Origin of the sequence: Streptomyces kronopolitis (genome assembly GCF_050953795.1) — a bacterium.
GTDB classification, from domain to species: Bacteria; Actinomycetota; Actinomycetes; order Streptomycetales; family Streptomycetaceae; genus Streptomyces; species Streptomyces kronopolitis_A.
This window is the reverse complement of record NZ_CP191850.1, coordinates 1,154,368-1,172,010: the sequence shown is the minus strand read 5'-3', so window position 1 is coordinate 1,172,010 and position 17,643 is coordinate 1,154,368. Positions and strand designations below refer to the sequence as shown.

Here is a 17,643-nt window from a genome sequence, read left to right as displayed (position 1 = left end):
GAAGCTGGGGCACGGCTGGCAGGCTCTCGGGCCCGTGCCCCAGCTCCGCACCACGCGGGACTGGGGCACGGGTCTTTTCTTTCTCCTGACCGCACCGCCTATCAGAGGCGGAGCGATCGACCATTTGATGCCCTTATCGACTCGTCGAACAAAGTCGTATGTGAGTCGATGACAAGCCAGTCCCGACTGATTAGGCTGAAGCTATGACTCGCAACAGTAATGCTCACGACAGCGACACTCCCGGCGCCGCGCTCCCGAAGTTCTCCGTCAATGTCGTCCCGACCGACCAGCTCAGGAGCGAGGACCTCGGCACAATGCTGAACCTCTATCGCCGCGGCGAGATCACGCCGCTGATCTTCGGCGACGACAACCGGCCCGAGGCCGCGATCATCCCCTTCGCCGCGTTCGTGCGCCTCATGAAGTACGACCACGCGGCCTGCGCCCACACTGAGGCTGCTTTCCAGGCCGAGCTCTCCCGCCGCATCCAGGAGTCCGACGCCTCCGACGAGGCGGGCATGACTATCGAAGAGCTCGCCAAGAGCCTCGGCCCGCTCGGTCAGCAGTGGGCGGATGAGCAGCGTGCTGCCCAGCAGGAGGAGCGTGATGAGTGAGCGTCAGCCTCCCATCCGCCTCCTGTCGACGGCCGGTCTCAAGCAGGACCTCCAGACGCTCCACGACGCCGCGGTGATGCACCCTCATGGACCGGAGGACCGGCTCCTGCGCGTCGCTCTCAACCAGCTGGGCCGGATCAATCAAGGCGCGCCGGGCACGCACCCGCTGGAGTGCATGCCCAGTTATCCCGACCTCTCTGATTGCGAGACCACCTACGTTGGTGCGGACCCAAGCGCGAAGCCCTCGCACCGGATCGTCTGGCGGGAGCGCGCGCCCCAGCGCCCGGGCGAGCCCGTCACCCGCGAGGTCATCGCCCTGGGTGAACGCGCGAACGGGCAGGCCTACTACATGGCCGGCCAGCGCCTCGGCCGTCCCGTGGGCTTCACTCTCGCCGAGCTGGCCGCGCAGCGCGAGCCGATCGCGAGTCCTTCACGATCCCGGCAGCGCTCGATCGGCAGCTTCGACGCGCCATCCGCGGATGAGCCTGACCTCCAGTTTGACTGACCTGTAATCCGCGATGCTGCTCCTCATTGAGGGCTTCTCGTGGAATGGACGCAATCGCAATTCGATAAATCGGGATGGTGGCGATGTACGACTGCGAGCCAGTGGTCCAGGTGTTTGCTCCTGATGTCGAACCCCACTCCAGCGCAATCATGGGACGCCGCCGGCGGATCAGTCCTCATTCCGTCCTCTTCGTACGGCGCGGCACCGGACTGGCGATCGCCCTCGGCATGGCCTACGGAATCTTCCACGTCGTCTTCCGCACCGATGCGCTCGCCCCTGTGCTGGCCCATGTTGGCCCCGTCAAGGACTTCATCGGCTGGGTGGTCGAGGACCCGGGGCGGGCCTGGATCGCGCTGGCGGCCCTCGTCATCCCGCACATCGGGTTGTACTACCTGCCCTTCGAGGATCGGAAGTAGGACGGGGCATCATGTTCAAGAGCGCCCGCCTCATCGTCGCCCTCGGTCTGATCGGCGGCGTCAGCCTGGCAGCCATCATCGGGTGGGTCACGGGCTTCTTCGGAGCGATCGCAGACACCGTCGCCGACCTGTGGAACGACTTCATGGGCTGGGTCAACTCGCCGCTGGGATGGGAGCACCTTCTCGCCGGGGCTGGCGTGCTCATCGTCCCGGTCATCGTGCTCGTGCTGATCTTTGCCATCGCCGACGGCTGAGCCTCGCAACTGGGCTCGTCCCGCCATAAAGAGAACCTCCGTGATGCACAGACATCACGGAGGTTCTCTTTTTCTGCTGGCCCCTCGTTGCCTACGATGCGGCCCGTAGCTCACGATCCTCAATGACGTTCTCGAACTCGTCGGCATCCTCGATCATCCCGTGGGTCTCCGGTGAGATCTCGTCCTCGTCGCCGCCGAGCCGGCGGTTGAAGCTGCTCGATGCGGAGAACTTCAGCACCACGTAGTCGTCGACGTTGCTCTTGCCGAAGCGCACCTTGTGGCCCTTGTGGTCCTGTCGGTAGAAGCGGCCGAAGCTCGTGAGCACAACCGCCTCTCCGCAGCTGACCGCGCCCCTGAGTTCACAGAGCAGCGACTCGTACACCTTGTTCACTACTCGGACCGGCAACTCGCTGCGAGTCGCGACCCGCGAGATGAACTCGCGCTTACTGACACGCGGATTCGTCGTCTCCATGCCTACACCCTGTCCTATCGTCCTTCAGGCCGCGGTTTCGCTTAGAAACCAGTCTATCGAAGATAGTCATGAGTCGATAAGGGGCACCGTCTTATCGAGTGCACTCGCTACGTTTGTCGTGGCCCATTCGGCTAGAGCTCCAGATCCGGCTCGATCTCCTCCCGGTCGTCCTTGGGCTCGTAGTCGACCGACTCGATGATGTTCCGCGTGTTCGGATCGCGGCGCTGTTTCACGACCTTGTCGTGGGACTCCTCGAACCGCTGCTGCGCCGCCACACGGTGGGCCGCATCGAGCTTCGCGCCAATGTTGCGCTCCCCGAACTCCATCATCGAGCCCAGCAATGACTTCGCGCCCTGCTCGATCGCGTTGACGTTCGGCTTGTTCTGCGCCCGCTGCTGCTCCCATCGGCTCCTGTCCTCCGGTGTGACATAGCCGAACATCCGCGCGAAACGCGATCCGAACCTGATCTGCTGTCCCTCATTCTGTTCCTGGCTCATGACCCGTCCTCCCGCTCCTTGTTCGTGTTCTCGGATCGCCCTCAGGCGGGCTGGTAGTCCTCGGAATCGGCCTCAGCGTTCGGGCCGTCGTTCTGCGGGCCGGCCTCCCGCTCGGACGACGGGCCCGTAGGGCGCGACCGCGGCTTGAGCCGCTGCTCCTCGAAGAAGGCACCCGGGTCTTCGACCGCCGTCTGCAGCGTCTGCTGCCAGTTCTCCCCAAGGCTCCGCTTCAGCTCGGCCTCAAGATCCGGGTACTTCTCGTTCACTCCCTCCATCGCGTCGACGTAGGCGTTGGAGTAGACCCGCTGCTGCTCCTCGGACGAAAGACCGTCGATGTCCATGCTCGCGATCATCACCTCGGACTGGTCCAGGCGATGCTGGAGCATGTCGGGCAGCCCGCTGGTGTCCAAGCCCTGCTTCTGCGCCGCGAAGCCGACCAGGTAGCCCAGCATGTTGCCCCCGTAGCCCTCTTGGTCGCCGCGGCCCAGCGCGTCGAGCATCGAGGTCTTCATCGTCTCAGCGAGCTGGACCTGGTGGGCGTCCGCGTCCATAGGCCGGCGCAGCGTGAACATCCCGTCCTCGGGCAGACGCTGGCCCAGCTGATCGTCGAACTCACCACGCCAGACCGCGCGGACCCGGTCCGAGCCCGCGATCCGCTCCTCGTGCGCAGGGGCCTTGACGATCCGGCCGTGGGCCACGCCGTTGAACATCGTGCGCAGCTCGGGCTCGTACTCCATCCGCTCGCCGATGATCACCCGCGCGCGCTGGACGACGTCCTGGCGCTCCAGGCCGTCTTCACTCATCTGCTCGTGCAGCCGCCTGCGCATCGCTTGGTAGCTGTCGCGGATCAGGCCGACGTCCGCGCCCGGCTCACGCATCTTCCAGAAGGCGTTCTCCATGAGCGCGACCTCGGTCATGGCCGCCGAGTCCGGAGTGAACATCTCCCGGTGGCCGCGCTCACGGTGCTGCATGGCGTCGAAGCGCTTGCGCCACTTCTTCGTCAAGTGGTCACGCGGGTCGGTGCTGCCGATGAGGCGCTCGCGCCGGGCGTCGCTCGGCACGTCCTTGAAGATCCTCTGCCGGTGCGCGATGCCGCTCTCGGCAGAGGCAACCATGCCGCGGGTCCTGGTGTCGATGCGCTCCTGAATCTTGTCCTTGAGGGGCTGGAGGTAGCTGTCCATCTCCTTCTTGAAGTCCGGGGCGAGCATCCGCATCGTCATCACCATGCCGACCGCCTGGATGATCGAGTTGGCATTCACTCCGCGCGAGAGCGGCTTGAGACACGACTGCATCATCATCTGCATGTAGACGTGGTGCATGACGCCGAGCTCCTGCGTCCGCTCCTCGTCGTTGAAGCCGGGCACCAGCAGCTTCGAGTCCCGCAGCGAGGCCATGTACTTCTCGCCGGCCAGCCGCGTCTCCGCCCGGAGCTTGAGCAGCTGCTCGCGCTGGTCCAGGCCCTCGGTCTCGTCCTCGGCCCGGTCGACGTCGATCCCGTGCACGCGCTCGCGGTCGGCCATCCGCTCCTGGGTCTTCGCGCCGAAGAACCCGCGGGCACGGTCCCGGAGCCGCTCGCGCCAGGCGCGCGAACCGTCTGCGTCCTCCGGCCCCGGCTCGTCGATCACCTCGGCGTCGATCGGCTCGTCCGAGCGCGAGTCCCAGTAGGCGTGCGCATTGCCCTGAGGCTCGTCGGCCTGCTGTCGATCGTCGTCAACCGGAAGCTCCTTGGTCGCTCGCGAGCGGCCCGCAGGGACCGTTCCCAGTTCCTTGTGCTGTGCCATCTCAGTACCCCACCCCGTAGTCGTCGTCGCCCTGCGGCTGATCGATCTCGATGCTCGGCGTGTAGACCGGGCGCGACGCGCCCACGCCCACGGCATGCGCAGAGCGGCGGTGCGAGCCGCGGGTGCGGGAGGTCTCCGCGTCCTGAGAGATCACGTCGTGCTTGACCACCGAGTCATCGACGGCAATCGCAGCGCTGTCCAGGCCCTGCGCCTCGGCGGAGCTCAGCTGATCGAGCTGCCGGGACATCTCCGCCCGGGCTTTCCGGGGCCCCGAGGACGCGAACTGCTCGTTCTTCTCGCCGTCGTAGACGCTCTCGCGGTTCTTGGCCGCCTGCACGAGCGCCTCGAAGTCACCGCCGTAGGCCATCCGGTCCATCACGGTGCCGGCCAGTGACGGGTCCTCTTCGAGGTTGCGGATAAGCCCGGTCTTCGGGTCCTCCAGTGCACTGGCCACGCGGGCCACGTAGTCCGGGTTGACCGTGACGCCGAAGCCCTCCTTGGACTCGTAGAACTCGATGAACTGCTTCTCCCACTCCTCGGCCGTGGCCTGGACCGGCTCACCGTCGAGGAATGCCGTGCGCCACTGACCGGGGCCGACGTGTTCGATGCTGCGGCCCCTCCAGAGCTCGCGGCCGGGGCCCTGGAGCATCGCGTACTTGTGCCGGGCCTCGGCGGCGTCGTGCTTGGCCTGCAGGATCGACTGGGTCACCGGGTAGGTGACCTCCAGGACGGCCTTGAGGTCTTCGCCGCGCAGCGCGCGTACGGCGCGCTGGCTGAACGAGCCGCCCAGGCCGGTGCCGTGGGCCTTGATCGCCGTGGCGAACATCGAGGCTTCCTGGTCAGCCTGAGTGATGCCGGGCGTGCCCTGCGCATCGCCCAGGTTCCGGGCGTAGTCGGTGAGCTTCTTCTCGCTGCCCTTGGCACCGGTCTCGACGCAGACCTCGCGCACGCTCTGCAGATGCGCCGCGCGGTCCGAGAACGTCAGTGCCGCGCCGAACTCGCCGCGCTGCGCCTGGCGATACAGCGCGCTCAACTCGTCCGTCACGACCTGCTGGTCGAGTTTGATGTTCTCAGGAGACGCTGCGCCCGTGAGCGCTTGCAGCCGGAGCCGGTTCGCTTCGCTCCGCGAGCTCTCCAGCTCATCGGCCAGAGCAGCGTCCTTGGAGAGCGCGACCTGGGTGTCCAGCGAGACCTGCGTGGCCAGCGGGTGCGAGCCGTCGCCCTTGACCACGCCGGTGTCCAGCAGGTTGGCCGGCACCGAGAGTTTCGTCAGGGCTTCAGCCTTGGCGGCCTCGCTGTGCAGCTTCACCACGGCGACCGCGTCGCCGTCGAAGTCGCCGTCGAAGCAGGCGTCCATCACGGGGTTGATCGCGGCACCGGTGAGCCGGTCGTCGATCGCGACCCGCATGTAGCGCACGCCGGCGTCACGGAGCACCGGGTCACGCCACACCAGCGCGTGGTCGCCCTCGGCCAGCCCCAGCTGCTCGGCCTTGACCGAGCTGAGCGCAACCTGGTCGACGTCCAGCCGCGGGTCCGCGGTCCACACCATTGTCGCCGAGTCGGTCAGCCGCGAGGCCATCAGCCCGGTCTTGAAGATGTTGTTCTTGCCCGTGAGCACCCGGTTCTGCACGTCGGTCGTGATCGCCTCGAAGGCGCGCTGAGCGCGCGAGACCGATTCGCTCATGCCGCGACGCACCTCGGCGCGCTTCTCCGCGGACAGACCCTGGCCGTCCAGCTGCTCGGTCATATAGCGGTAGCGGCAGGCCTCGACGAAGACGTCCTGGTAGCTGCGGGTGTAGTCGTGCGTGACGGAGGACCCGTCCTCGAACTCCTGGCCACTGCGCAGATTCGAGGACATCACCGGCAGCTTCCACGAGCTCGCGCTCACCGTCTCGGTCTGCTCACCGGTCGGATACGAAAGCGGGAACGGGATCTCCATGTCGCCGCCGCGGTCGCCGATGAGACCGCCGAAGGACTTGCGCATCGCCGTGGTGTTCAGTCCCGGGAGCTGGCCCTCCTTGCGCGGCTGAGTGCGCAGCAGCTCGGGCATCGGGATGAACCGGCGCTCGGGGCGCTCGTCGAGACCCTCCGCCTGGCCGACCACCCGCAGCGTGCCGTCACCCTCCATGTCCATACCGGTCACCAGCAGGTACTCGCGCAGGTTCGACTCGGCCCCGCTGTTGTGTCCGTAGAACTCGCGCATGATCGACGGGCAGCCCTGAGACTGCAGCGCCCAGGCCAGCTGCGAGGAGGCCTTACGGCCCTTGCCAGCACGCACCTGCTCGTCGTCGTAGATCTTCGTCTTCTCGTCGACGGCCATGTGGGTGACCACGAAGCGCATCTCCCCCAGGGCACTCGGCCGCAGTTCTCCATTGGGGGAGCGCAGGTCGGAGACGTTCCCGCTCATCAGCTCGCGCGCCGAGCCCGCGTTGCGCCGGGAGATCAGGCTGAACGGGCTCATCAGCACGTCCAGGCCCGGGTTGGCCCGGAACCAGTTGACCTCGTCGACGACATCCCGCTCCTGTGCGTCCTGCAGCGGCATGTCCCGGTCGACGATCAGCGAGATCACGCCCTTGTTGCCGTGCAGATCCGAGATCTTGTCGCCCACAACGAGATCGCGCTCCTGGCCGCCGGCCCCGCGGATGCGGTGGCGCTCAGCGAACTCCTTCGACACCACGATCGGGTCATCAGCCGTCCAGCCGCCGAAGGTCATCAGCGCCGTCTTCGCCGGAGCGGTGACCTCAGAAGACTGCATGATCGTCGAGGCCGTCATCTGCTGGCGGTCGAACGGGTCGTACCGCAGCGTCTTGAGCTCGGGGAGAGCCATGAGCGGCGCACGCTGTCCGGCCACGCTCTCGTCGCCCGGCACGATCCGGCCGTCGGCATCGACCTGGGCCTGAGTGGTCAGGTACCGCACGATGCCCTGGTTGGTCGCTCCTCCGGTCATCACCGGGTCGAAGTAGCCGCTGGGCGCAGCGACGTTGTTCCGGTCCTTGCCGGTGAGCACCGTCATGTTCCGCCCGCCGGTGAGCCGCCAGGCGTCGAAGCGGTTGTCGTCAGCCGGGTCAGTCCGGTCGCGCTGGGCCCGGTACTCGGCGTAGATCGTCGAGCCGGCCTTGATTTCGTTGGAGTAGCGCACACGGCGCGCCTCGGTCTGCAGGATCGCGGCCGTCCACTCGTCCAGGTGCTCCTTGATCTCGCCGGTGGACTCGTCGAGCTGGTACGCGGTGGCGCGCTCGATGAAGTCGGTCGGGTGCTTCGTGCCGTACAGCTGCGAGTAGACCGCGTTGAGCGAGGAGGGCTCGCCGGTCTCGCTGCGCCCGGCGATGAGGTCGCCGGCGATCTGGTACTGGATGCGCTCGTGCATGAGCTGCTCGTAGCCGCGCAGGCGCGTGCGTTCCTCGACCGAGGTCGGAGCCTCGCCCGGAGTCTGGGCCGTGATCGTGGCCTCATAGCCCGGCACGACCAGGGCGTTCTCCCCGCTGGCGAAGGCGGTGGTGATCTCGCCGTACTCGCCGACATCGAAGACCTGGCCGATCTCACCCGAGATCGGAGTCCCCTTGCCGTCACGGCGCAGCTTCTCGCCGCTCCAGCGGATGACACCCTGCTCGTCGACCAGGATCTCGGAGACCGTTGCCGCGTTGCGCTCGATGCTCTCGCGCACGGTGGCCCCGATGCGCCGCATGAACGCAGATTCGTGATCGGCGATCGGCACGGAGCGCTCGGCGCTGAAGCGGACGAGCCGGTCCTTGAACCGGGTCGTCTGGAAGGTCGAGCCCATCATCTCGTCGGGGGAGATCCCGCAACGACGCAGCGCCGAGGCGAGGTTGTCGAGGCTCGACCACTGCCCGGTGGGGCTGGTCATGTACCGCGCCACCCGGTCCGGGTTGAAGCGCTGATCGACCCACTCGCCGTCGACGTCGTGGGGCTCCGCCTCCCAGGTCCCGATGAGTTCGAAGGGGACGTCCTCGGCGTGCTGCCGGACCTTCTCAACGGCGGTGCCGCCGTAGACGAGGTTGCCCATCTCGGGCACCCCGTCGGCCTGCAACTCGCCGATATCCTCCAGCCGTTCCTGGTACATCTCTTCGGTCGCACCCGGGCGCAGCAGATCGCTGCGCGCGCCGGTGAGCACGTCCCAGTAGGAGCGCTGGATCGCAGCGACCTCAGAGTCAGCCGAGTACTCCGGCGGCTCGATCGCATCCAGCTGTCCGCCGGTTCGCTCCAGCTCGGCCTCAGCACGAGCGATCAGGTCTTCGACGTCAAGAGCTGCCTGCAGATTCTCCCGCGCGCTCTCGACGGCGACCTTCGCGTAGGCCTCAGCGGGCTCGGCGTCGACGAAGAAGGTCGGCAGGGAGCGGTTCTTCGCGTCCCGGCGCAGCATCACCTTCGACCCGGGCCGGGGACCGGACTCGCCGGGCGCCACGTAGTCGCCGACCACGAACATCGACTCCCGGTCGACGTGGTAGCTGTCGGGCACATCCACCAGCGTGCGGCCACGGCCGCGCTCCCGGTGCGTCGTGCCGGTCTCGCCGGCGGCGTACCCCGGAAGATCCGTGCGCTCGACGCGGTGGCCCTGGGCGAAGCGCAGCAGCTGAACGGCCTCCGCCGGCGAGGGGGAGTAGACCGCCATGCCGCCGGGGACCCGGTAGTTCGTCGAGTAGCGCAGCACGGTGCCGTTGTCATAGATCCGGGCTCCGGCGTACTCCTCCTGGCGCGTGTCGGTGAGACGGATCTCCATGCCGGTTCCGGCGATCTTCGCCTTGATCTGACCCGGCTCGCGGTCGCGCATCACCTCGTAGGACACGCCCTGGGCCTTCAGCTCTTCGAGCAGTGCTGCCGAGCGTGCCACGGCGCGCTGCGATATGAAGCGGTTGCGGTCGACACGGTTCGTCTGGGGATCCCGGCCGCCGTCGACGACCCACTCGCGCACCTGGTCGTACTCCTGCTGGCTCATCTTGTCCATCAGCGCGGTGAGCCCAGCGGCGTCATCGTTCGTCATCGCTCGGCCGGCCTCGAAAGGCTTGCCCTCGTCGTTGATGCGCCAGAGCACCATGTTCCCGCGCCGGGGATCGGCCAGGGTCTCCACCTCACCACCGGCCACGCGTCCGATCGTCTCGTCCGGCAGGTACACCAGCGCCGTCCCGGCGCGCTTCACGGTCGCGCGTTCGGACCAGTCGGGGTCGTAGGGGCTGATCGGCAGCCGGGCCGACTTCGGGTCAGCCTGGACACCGACGCCGGTGGCACGGGTGAACTCCCGCTGCGACTGCTGGTAGCGCTCGTTCCGCGGGGAATAGTCACCGAACTGCGGCTCGTAGTCGGATACCTTCCCCGCGAATGCCTGGTCGATGGCGGTGAGGCAGCCCGTGACGCCCAACCGCGGGTCGGCCAGCGCGGTGCCCCGCTGGCCGAGGATCTCGTCGACCCGGGCGCGGATCGCCTTGGCCTGGGAGATCGGAATGACCTGTCCGGTCTGATCCCGCGCCTGCTCGACTGCCTTGTAGTAGACGTACTCGTAGAAGTACCTGCGCAAGCCGTGTGCCTTCTTCATAGTCAATCAGCCTCCTGTGGACGCTCGGGGTTATATAAGTGTGCATAGAGCCTACCCCGCTTATCGAAAGGACGTGAGAGGTCATTCAGAAAGGCCAGCGCCGAGGCGGTCTCCCTTAGTCGAGAGACGACCGCGGCACTGGTCGTGATCCTTGGCTGGCCCCCAAGTGGCCGCTGGCTACTTCGAGTTCATCTCGATGGCCATGGCCCGGTCGAACCGGCCGTCGGCCAGCACCTCCCAGCTCGGCAGTGAGGCCAGGTACTGGTAGAACGCCGAGTGGACCTTCACCGTCGCCAGCGACTTCAGGTCCTCCTCGGTGACGTCCTCCTCGGCGAACACCCGCGAGTTTGCATCGTTCACCTGGCCGTTGAGCCGACGGGTCGCATCGGCGTATGCATCCGAGCGGACCTGGCTGATGTACGTCTGGGACCCGTCGGAGCTGCGTAGCTCGCCGTCGCCGCCGACCGAGAAGTGCTCGTGATCCCGCTCAAGCTCGGTCTGTACCGACTTGTAGGCCTCGCCGATCTCGATGTCCAGGCTCTTGACCTTCGCCGAGCCGTCCGGGTTGACCAGCATCTCTTTGCTGATCGTGCCCTCGGCGTAGATCAGTCGCTGTCGTTCCGCATTGACCGCCTGGCTCTCGGCGACCGCAACCCCGACCTCGACGTTCTCGATGAACTGCTCTTCGTCGAACATGCTCATCCCCTCGTACTCGTCGGGATCGACGACCACCGGAGCGTTGGGGTCCTGACCCTCGTCGACCGCTGTCATGGTCGTGATGACCTCCATGACCTCATCGGCGTAGACGTCCGGGTCCAGGCGCGCGATGTCGACCTCCTTGTACCCGTAGATCTCCGCGTACTGGATCTTGGCGTCGCCCGCCTTGACCGCCTGGGCCATACGCTTCTCCAGCATCTTCACGAAGTCCGGCTGGTTCATCCGTACGTCGAAGTCCATGGCGCTGGACAGGGTCGGGATCGTCTGCAGTGAGTACGTGTGCCCTGGGTGCTTGATCGTGTTCCCCAGCAGTCGGAACGACATCGGCAGGATCGTCTGGTTGCGATTCCAGATCGGCGCGTCGCCGGCCCGGAAGACGATCGAGTTGCGCGGCGAGAGGAATGCCATGTCGTTGTAGCTGATCAGCGGCTCCTCCTTGGTGTTCATCGTGTAGGAGACCCGGCCCTCAGTCTTGCCGCCGATGACCTTGTCCAGATCCTGGCTGATCTGCTTGCTGTCCCTGTACGACCGGTGCGTCTTGCCGCTCATCTTCTCCAGCGTCTCGATCATCGAGTCGTCCGTGGACTTCAAGAAGACGATGTTCGAGGTGTTGTGCGTCGGGATGAAGTCGTCCGTGAGGTAGAGATGACGCTCGTCGGCCACCCGGATGCACTGCACCTCGTCGTCCCGCACGTACTCGACGCTGACGACACGGTTGAAGCCCCGCGTGCGATCCCTCCAGCGCTCCGCCTTGCGGGGCAGCGCGAACGGGTTGATCTTCGGCAGACGAATGTTCTGCACGCGATAAGCGTCCCGAGCCGCCTTGGACTCGCTTTGGTTCGGGGCCGTGTACGTGATGTTCGTCTTGACATTGATCGCCACGCGACCACCGAGCGAACGGATCAGGGTCTGCACACCCTCGGCGAGCTCACGGCTCACAGAGGTGAACTCCATCTCACCCTTGGCGCTGATCGTGCCGTCGGTGTCCATCAGACCCTGGAGCAGGTCGGTGCGCTGCGCAACCGAGCCACGAAGGTACGCCTCCGGGATCGACTTCTCCCACAAACGCTTGCCGGCGATGCCGAGTTCGCGCATGAGCTTACGAACTCCGTTGATCCCGTACTTGGGGCACAGACCGTCCGCGACGGCATGCTCGACGACGTCGTACCCCCGACGACGAATCTCGTCCACGATCTCCAGGTCGCTGCTGTAGAAGGACACCGTCCCCTCCGGGTTGATGTGACCATCACCCAGGATCGCTCCAAGGACGTACGAGTCGATCGGGAGGTCCACCTCCGGGTAGGCGACCGGGGCGATCGCAATCAGGTCGACCTGGCGACCCTTCTCGACGCGAGACTTGAGCTCCTCGGTGCTGATGACCTCGGTGACCCGCTCCATCGTCTTGCCGTCGGCTCCGCCAACGTAGCGCCGCTTGCCGTTCTCGTCTTTGCCGCCGAGGTACTTGATGCTGGACTTCCAGCGCTCGACTGGCCACAGGTGTTCAGGGCACGCCTCTACCGAAGACCCGTCGCGCAGCTTCAGCCGGTAGATCGGACGGATCTTGACAGGGTACTTCTCGGTCACAGTCGTGACCGTGCCGAACGGGGTCAGCAGCTCATCACCGGGCTGAATCTTCTCCATCGTCGTCCATCCGTCCGGCGTGGCGATCTTGGCGTCGAGTACGAGGCAATTTCCTTGCACGATCTTGTCGACGCTCTCGCCGTAGACGTCGCGCAGCTGCTGCAGGGTCTGCAGGATGAGCGTGAACTGCTGCTCCTGGCCCAGGCCGATGGAGAGCATGGTCTCGAAGCCGTCGATGCCCTTGCCCTCCGACTGCAGGTTGCCGAGCTCGTCGAGCATGAACCGCGTGCGGTAGAGCGGCTTCTGGTCCGACTTCGTCATGTACGCCTGGTCGGCGCTCACGTCGAACAGCTGCTTGACCAGGATCAGGATCAGCTTCGCGTACTTCATCAGGTGAGGCGGAGTCACCAGGAACAGCGCCTTAGGGGACTCCGAGTAGCGCGACAGTGTCTGCGTGATCGCCCGTGCCTGGTACGAGACCTTCTCCGGGGTGCCGCCGCCGGAGAAGTCGAGTCGCGTGTCCGGGTAGAGGGTGTCCCCGGCCTGGAAGGACAGGATCTTCCCGTCCCGGGTGCCGCCCTCACGCACCGGCTTCAGTTCACGCATCACGCCGTTCTTCACGATCTTCTTGCCCGTCACCGGCTCGACCACGTAGTGCCGGCCGTTGAGCGAGACCTGGTAGTTCTTCGTGAAGCTGAAGTAGAAGGTGCGCACCAGCATCTTCGTCTGCGGGTTGACCAGCTCCAGCTTGAGCCAGGCATCGTCGCCAGGGAACTTGCCCTTGAAGTTGTACCGGGCCCAACCCTCGCGGCCGACGATCTCCTCGTGCTCGAAGTCCTCACCCAGATTCTCGGTGAACATCGGGTCCGCGTAGGCCGACCACACGGCCTGCTGACCGACGAGGTGGTCGCGCTTGACGTAGTTCGGCGCGAAGCGCACGCCGAGGCGACGCGGGAAGCTCAGGCCGGCCAAATCGGTGTTCTGCGAGGGCTTGCCCGAGGTCAGCGTCGAGATCGTGGGGTCGGTGAAGAACGACATGGCGGTGATCGCGATGCCGTACACCGAGGCCAGCATCTTCTCCGCGCCGGCCATCGAGCGCAGCGCGTTGTGGGCGTTGCCCACCAGCGTGCGCATGTTGTTGCGGGGCAGCTCCTCGCTCGCGTTGAAGTACAGGCTTAGCATGTCCTGATCGGCCTTGCCCTCCCACATGAAGGCCTGGGCCGCCGCCTTCTCCTGCTCCTCGGCCAGGGCGTCCTCGTTGTTCTCGAACTCGCCGGCCTTGACCCGCTTCTCCAGCTCGGCCTCAGGGTTCTTGATCTTCTTCGAGCTCATCTGCACGAAGAGCTGGTAGCAGTTGTAGAGCGTGGCCTTGCCCCAGAGGTCATCGAGCTTCTGCTCCAGCAGCGCCGGGTCCATATTCAGCACGGCTGCGGCGCTGCGTAGCTCCCGCTCCTCCTCCAGATAGAAGTCGATGAGTCCGTAGGCCGCGCGCTTGAAGGCGTTGTTGGCGGCATTGGGCCAGACCGGGTCCTCGCTGCCGTCGAGCGGAAAGAAGATCCCGGCGATGTTCTCCACGTACAGCGCGCACTTGGTGAAGTTGCCCTCACGCGCCGCGTCGGCCGCCAGCCCCAGGGGGTTGTAGATGTCGGTCTTCATGGAATTGATCAGGTTGAACTGCACCGGCTCGAACCCGCGTGTGACCAGGGGCACGTAGTTCTTCACCAACAACTCGCCCTTGGGGTCGTTGATGACCATGTTCGAGGGCTTCTTCTCCCGCGACCACATGTCGATGATCGGCTCGATGTACGTCTGGCCCTTACCGGCTCGGGTGATGGCCAGCACCATGGTGTTCACCGGCGCGGCATCGACCAGGTACGCCCCGGCCGGGCGCTGGACCTCGTACGCCGGGAACGTCCAGTCCTCCTTGATCAGGGCAGCGACGGTCTTGTAAGTGTCCGACTCGAAGCCGAGCTTGTCCCGGTTCTTGCCGTCAGGGTTGTACGGGATCAGCGTCGCGTCGTACTTCTGCCGCAGGGTCTTGTCATCGGGGAGACCGGATGCCTCGAACAGCTCGTCGCCGAAGTCCTCGTCGATGATCGGCAGGGTCTGCGTCAGCGGATCGCCCTCGTCGTCGTCCATGACCTCGCAGGCGTAGTAGACGAGGTTCCCCTCCTCATCGATGACGTCCTTCTTGGCGCGCTGGGCGACCTCGACGGTGCCCAGACCCTTCTTCTTGAGCATCATGTGGCTGAGCATCGAGCTGACCTGCACGCTCGAGTGAGCACCGGCGTCGGGGAACCAGTCGTAGTTCTGCTGGATCTCTTCCGGCAGAGCGATGTGCTGGTCGTTGTGGTACTGGTTGATGTCGCTCGTGGTGTTCATCAGGTTCGCCGCGGCGACCCTCCGCGAGAACCACGTGCCGATGATGAGGGCGACCATCAGACCCGAGCCGAGCGTGATGAAAAGCTTGAACCCCGAGATGTCGGCCAGATGCTCGCGGACCGTCGTCGCGCTCTTCTTGGGCTCAGCCGGCCTCTCGGCGCTGGGCTTGCCGTCCTTCGCCGGGGTGTACCAGCTGGGGACCGGAACAGCTTCAGCGCTGGGGTAGCACTTCGCCTTCACGTCCGGGTTGCCGTCCTTGGTCAGGGGCCGGTAACACTTCACGACCGAGCCGCCCGTACCCGTCGTGGTGTCCTGGACGTAGTACGCGCTCGGCTTGCCGGTGCTGCTGCCGCTGCCGGACACACCCGAACCCACGGACGCGCCCACCGAGAGCACTGCCGCGGCGATGAGCGAGTAGAAGACCCAGGCGACGAGCGTCACCAGTACGCCGGTAATCACCGCGACGACGATGCCGGGTCTGGTCGACCTCAGGGTCAGGAACTTGCTGCGGTCCAGCTGCTGGCTGTCGTAGACGTCTCGGTTCGTCAGCGTCTCTCCGGGCGTCCGCGCCGAGATCTTGTCCCAGCTGCTCGCCTTCGGCCGTGCCGCCTTCCGCCTGTTCGTGGCCATCGTGATCCCTTACTCTCGAGCCTCGCTTGTTCTGCTGTCCTGCTGTCCAGTGCGCCTGCCGGCGCAGACGACGACGGCGCATGGGGAACGCGCCCCATGCGCCGTCAGATCACCCCGTCGGTCATGACCGGTCCGCTCAACGGGTCAAGACCACCCCGACGATGAAGCCGGCCACGCCCATCAGGAGCGAGAGCGTGACGATCATGACGACGAGGATCTTGTTCGAGCGGCTCTGCATCTCGGAGGCCCGCGCCAGCTCGTTGGTGTAGGACTCCTTGTCGGCCTGCATCTCCGCCAGGCGCACCTCATACCGCCTGGCCACTGAATCCTCGACCGTCGACAGCTGCTGGAGCAGGTCGGTGACCCGCGCCACCTGGGAGTTGGTCTTCTCCTTCTCCAGGTCGAGGTTGTGCTGCCACTCCGCGTCGCGCGCCGTCATCTGCGTGATGGCGTCCTTGCGGTTGCGTTCGAGTTCGTCCTCCATCCGGCGGATCCGGTCGGCGTGCTCAGAGCGCACCGACTCCAGGAGGCCTTGCTGCTCCCGGCGCAGGACGCCGATCTCGTCTGTGGTCCGCAGGTGCTCGGCCAGTGCCTCGGACTGGGCGATGTCGGCCTTGCGGTTGTCGTCGACGATCCGCTGGATCTCGGACTTCCACTGGTTCAGGCACTCTTCCTCGGCCGCCAGGTACTCCGACTGCCGCTCGGCCAGCACCTCGAAGATCCGCGTCTGCCCGGTCTGCATCTTCAGCGTCGCGTCCGAACGCCGGACCCGCAGGATCTCCTGCTGGTTGTGCGCGTGGGTATCCTCGATGTCCCGCTCGATCTCGGCGACGGAGTCGATCTGCTCGCGCTCCATCTTGGAGCGGTTGCGCTCCTTGTACTGCAGTTCCGCCGAGAGCGCCGCCTGCTGGGCCACCTTGGAGGCCTGCGACTCGTAGTCCTTGGCGATCTCCGCCCGGCGGGCCCGGATCTTCTCATCCTTTTCTGTCTGCCGCTGCTGGTGCTCGGCCTGGGCGGCGTCGTTCAGCAGCTTGTACCGGGAGCACGCGCGGTCGGTGGCCACATCGCGGATGACCTGCTCGGTGTGCGCCGACATGAGGTTGACGTAGAGCGCACGCAGCTCATCCTCGTGCGCGGAACGGAGCTGCATCAGGTCAGCGTTGGCCTGCCGGTTGAGCTGCGCGACCTGGTCTCCGAGCCACTCCGTCGAGCCCTCGGGCACAGCGATCTGCACGACCGGCGCGCCGATGGCGAAGGTCGCGTTGAACTCATCGAGCCGGACGTCCAGGTCCAGCTCCTCGGAGAGGAACCGGCGGGCGATGACGTCGCGCACCTGGGCCTGATCGGCCAGCAGCACAGTGTCGCCGGCCTCCCGGTAGTCGCCCTCGACGCCGTAGCCGGCGTCGGTCTCGTCGAAACCCTCGTAGCCGGCCACCTCGTCGCCGTCGTAGTCCGGCTCTGACTCGACCGGGACGGTACCCGCGTCGTCGATACCTGCGGCGTCCTCGTCGAACATGGGTGTGTCCGCTCCTTCATCCGCGTCGACGACGTCGCTGAAGAGCGGCTTGTCGTCCAGGCCCTCGTCAGCCCCCCCGTCACCGGGGATCCCGTCGAAAATCGCATCGCCCTCGTCCTCCCCGAGGACCACGGGGGCAGTGGCTCCAGCCTCGGCGACTAGGCCGCTGTGCTCTTTCCATGCCTTCTCGCCCACGGCTTCTTCGAGGCTCGTGCTACCTGCAGCGACAAGGCGCGCCTGCGCGAAGGTCGCATCGTTCCCCAGATCGACGAGCAGTTCGCCGCTGGGCTTCTGCCACACGACGGCCCAGGCGTAGGTGGCGCCGGTGAGCAGCGAGTACTCCTCCATGCGCGCGAGAGTCTCGTCGGTGGGGATGATGCCGAAGACCTCCTCTTCGAGCATCTCCGCCGTGGCCACCGTTCGGATCTGGTCGGAGCTGATGAGCTCGATGATCGAGCCCTTCGCCTCGTCCCGGCCGTGCCGCTTGCTCAAGCCACCGATCTCGTCGGCTGCAAGCACGAGCATCACCCAGGCCGTACCGCTGGAAAAGACGAACTGCGTGTTCGACCGCAGCAGCTCGACCGCCGCCGGGATCGCCGTCTCTCTCACCACGGAGGCCAGAAGCTCGTTGGGCTTCTTCTTCCGTCCCTTCCTCTGGCTGACCGCTGCCGCTCCCGGAATGGCCATTGACGCTCGATCCTTTCGCTAGCAAAACACAGTTCGTCTGGTTTAT

At 65.9% G+C, this 17,643-nt stretch carries 10 protein-coding genes; 4 read left to right on the top strand and 6 right to left on the bottom strand.

Features of this window, described 5'->3' with window-relative positions; all coding sequences use genetic code 11:
* The first annotated feature begins 203 nt into the window (after positions 1–203).
* The 4 genes from ACQP17_RS04805 to ACQP17_RS04790 all read left to right on the top strand — a co-directional run bounded on the left by ACQP17_RS04805 (position 204) and on the right by ACQP17_RS04790 (position 1,786).
* Entirely contained in the window at positions 204–611 is a 408-nt protein-coding gene (locus ACQP17_RS04805) for a hypothetical protein (RefSeq protein WP_433855098.1), read from the top strand.
* Entirely contained in the window at positions 604–1,116 is a 513-nt protein-coding gene (locus ACQP17_RS04800) for a hypothetical protein (RefSeq protein WP_433855097.1), read from the top strand. The genes ACQP17_RS04805 and ACQP17_RS04800 overlap by 8 nt, the downstream gene beginning before the upstream one ends.
* 149 nt (positions 1,117–1,265) lie before the next feature.
* Entirely contained in the window at positions 1,266–1,532 is a 267-nt protein-coding gene (locus tag ACQP17_RS04795) for a hypothetical protein (RefSeq protein ID WP_433855096.1), read from the top strand.
* An 11-nt stretch (positions 1,533–1,543) separates the two neighbouring features.
* Complete coding sequence (locus ACQP17_RS04790) at positions 1,544–1,786, top strand: hypothetical protein (protein WP_433855095.1); 243 nt, start codon at positions 1,544–1,546, stop codon at positions 1,784–1,786.
* A 91-nt stretch (positions 1,787–1,877) separates the two neighbouring features.
* On the opposite strand, the gene ACQP17_RS04785 is transcribed toward ACQP17_RS04790, so the two are convergent.
* The 6 genes from ACQP17_RS04785 to ACQP17_RS04760 form a co-directional block, all read right to left on the bottom strand.
* Positions 1,878–2,258 carry an HU family DNA-binding protein gene (locus tag ACQP17_RS04785; RefSeq protein WP_433855094.1) on the bottom strand — a complete coding sequence of 127 codons (381 nt, stop codon included), beginning with the start codon at positions 2,256–2,258 and terminating at the stop codon, positions 1,878–1,880.
* 131 nt (positions 2,259–2,389) lie between these two features.
* Entirely contained in the window at positions 2,390–2,755 is a 366-nt protein-coding gene (locus ACQP17_RS04780; RefSeq protein ID WP_433855093.1) for a hypothetical protein, read from the bottom strand.
* Positions 2,756–2,796: 41 nt separating this feature from the next.
* On the bottom strand, positions 2,797–4,536 hold the full coding sequence (locus tag ACQP17_RS04775; RefSeq protein ID WP_433855092.1) for a hypothetical protein: 1,740 nt from the start codon (positions 4,534–4,536) through the stop codon (positions 2,797–2,799).
* 1 nt (position 4,537) lies between these two features.
* The gene (locus ACQP17_RS04770) at positions 4,538–10,084 is read right to left on the bottom strand and encodes a hypothetical protein (protein WP_433855091.1); all 5,547 of its coding nucleotides are present in this window, start codon (positions 10,082–10,084) and stop codon (positions 4,538–4,540) included.
* Positions 10,085–10,261: 177 nt separating this feature from the next.
* Positions 10,262–15,394 (bottom strand): type IV secretory system conjugative DNA transfer family protein, encoded by a 5,133-nt coding sequence (locus ACQP17_RS04765; RefSeq protein WP_433855090.1) that lies wholly within the window; start codon positions 15,392–15,394, stop codon positions 10,262–10,264.
* A gap of 136 nt (positions 15,395–15,530) precedes the next feature.
* Entirely contained in the window at positions 15,531–17,597 is a 2,067-nt protein-coding gene (locus ACQP17_RS04760; RefSeq protein ID WP_433855089.1) for a hypothetical protein, read from the bottom strand.
* Between the last annotated feature and the right edge of the window lie 46 nt (positions 17,598–17,643).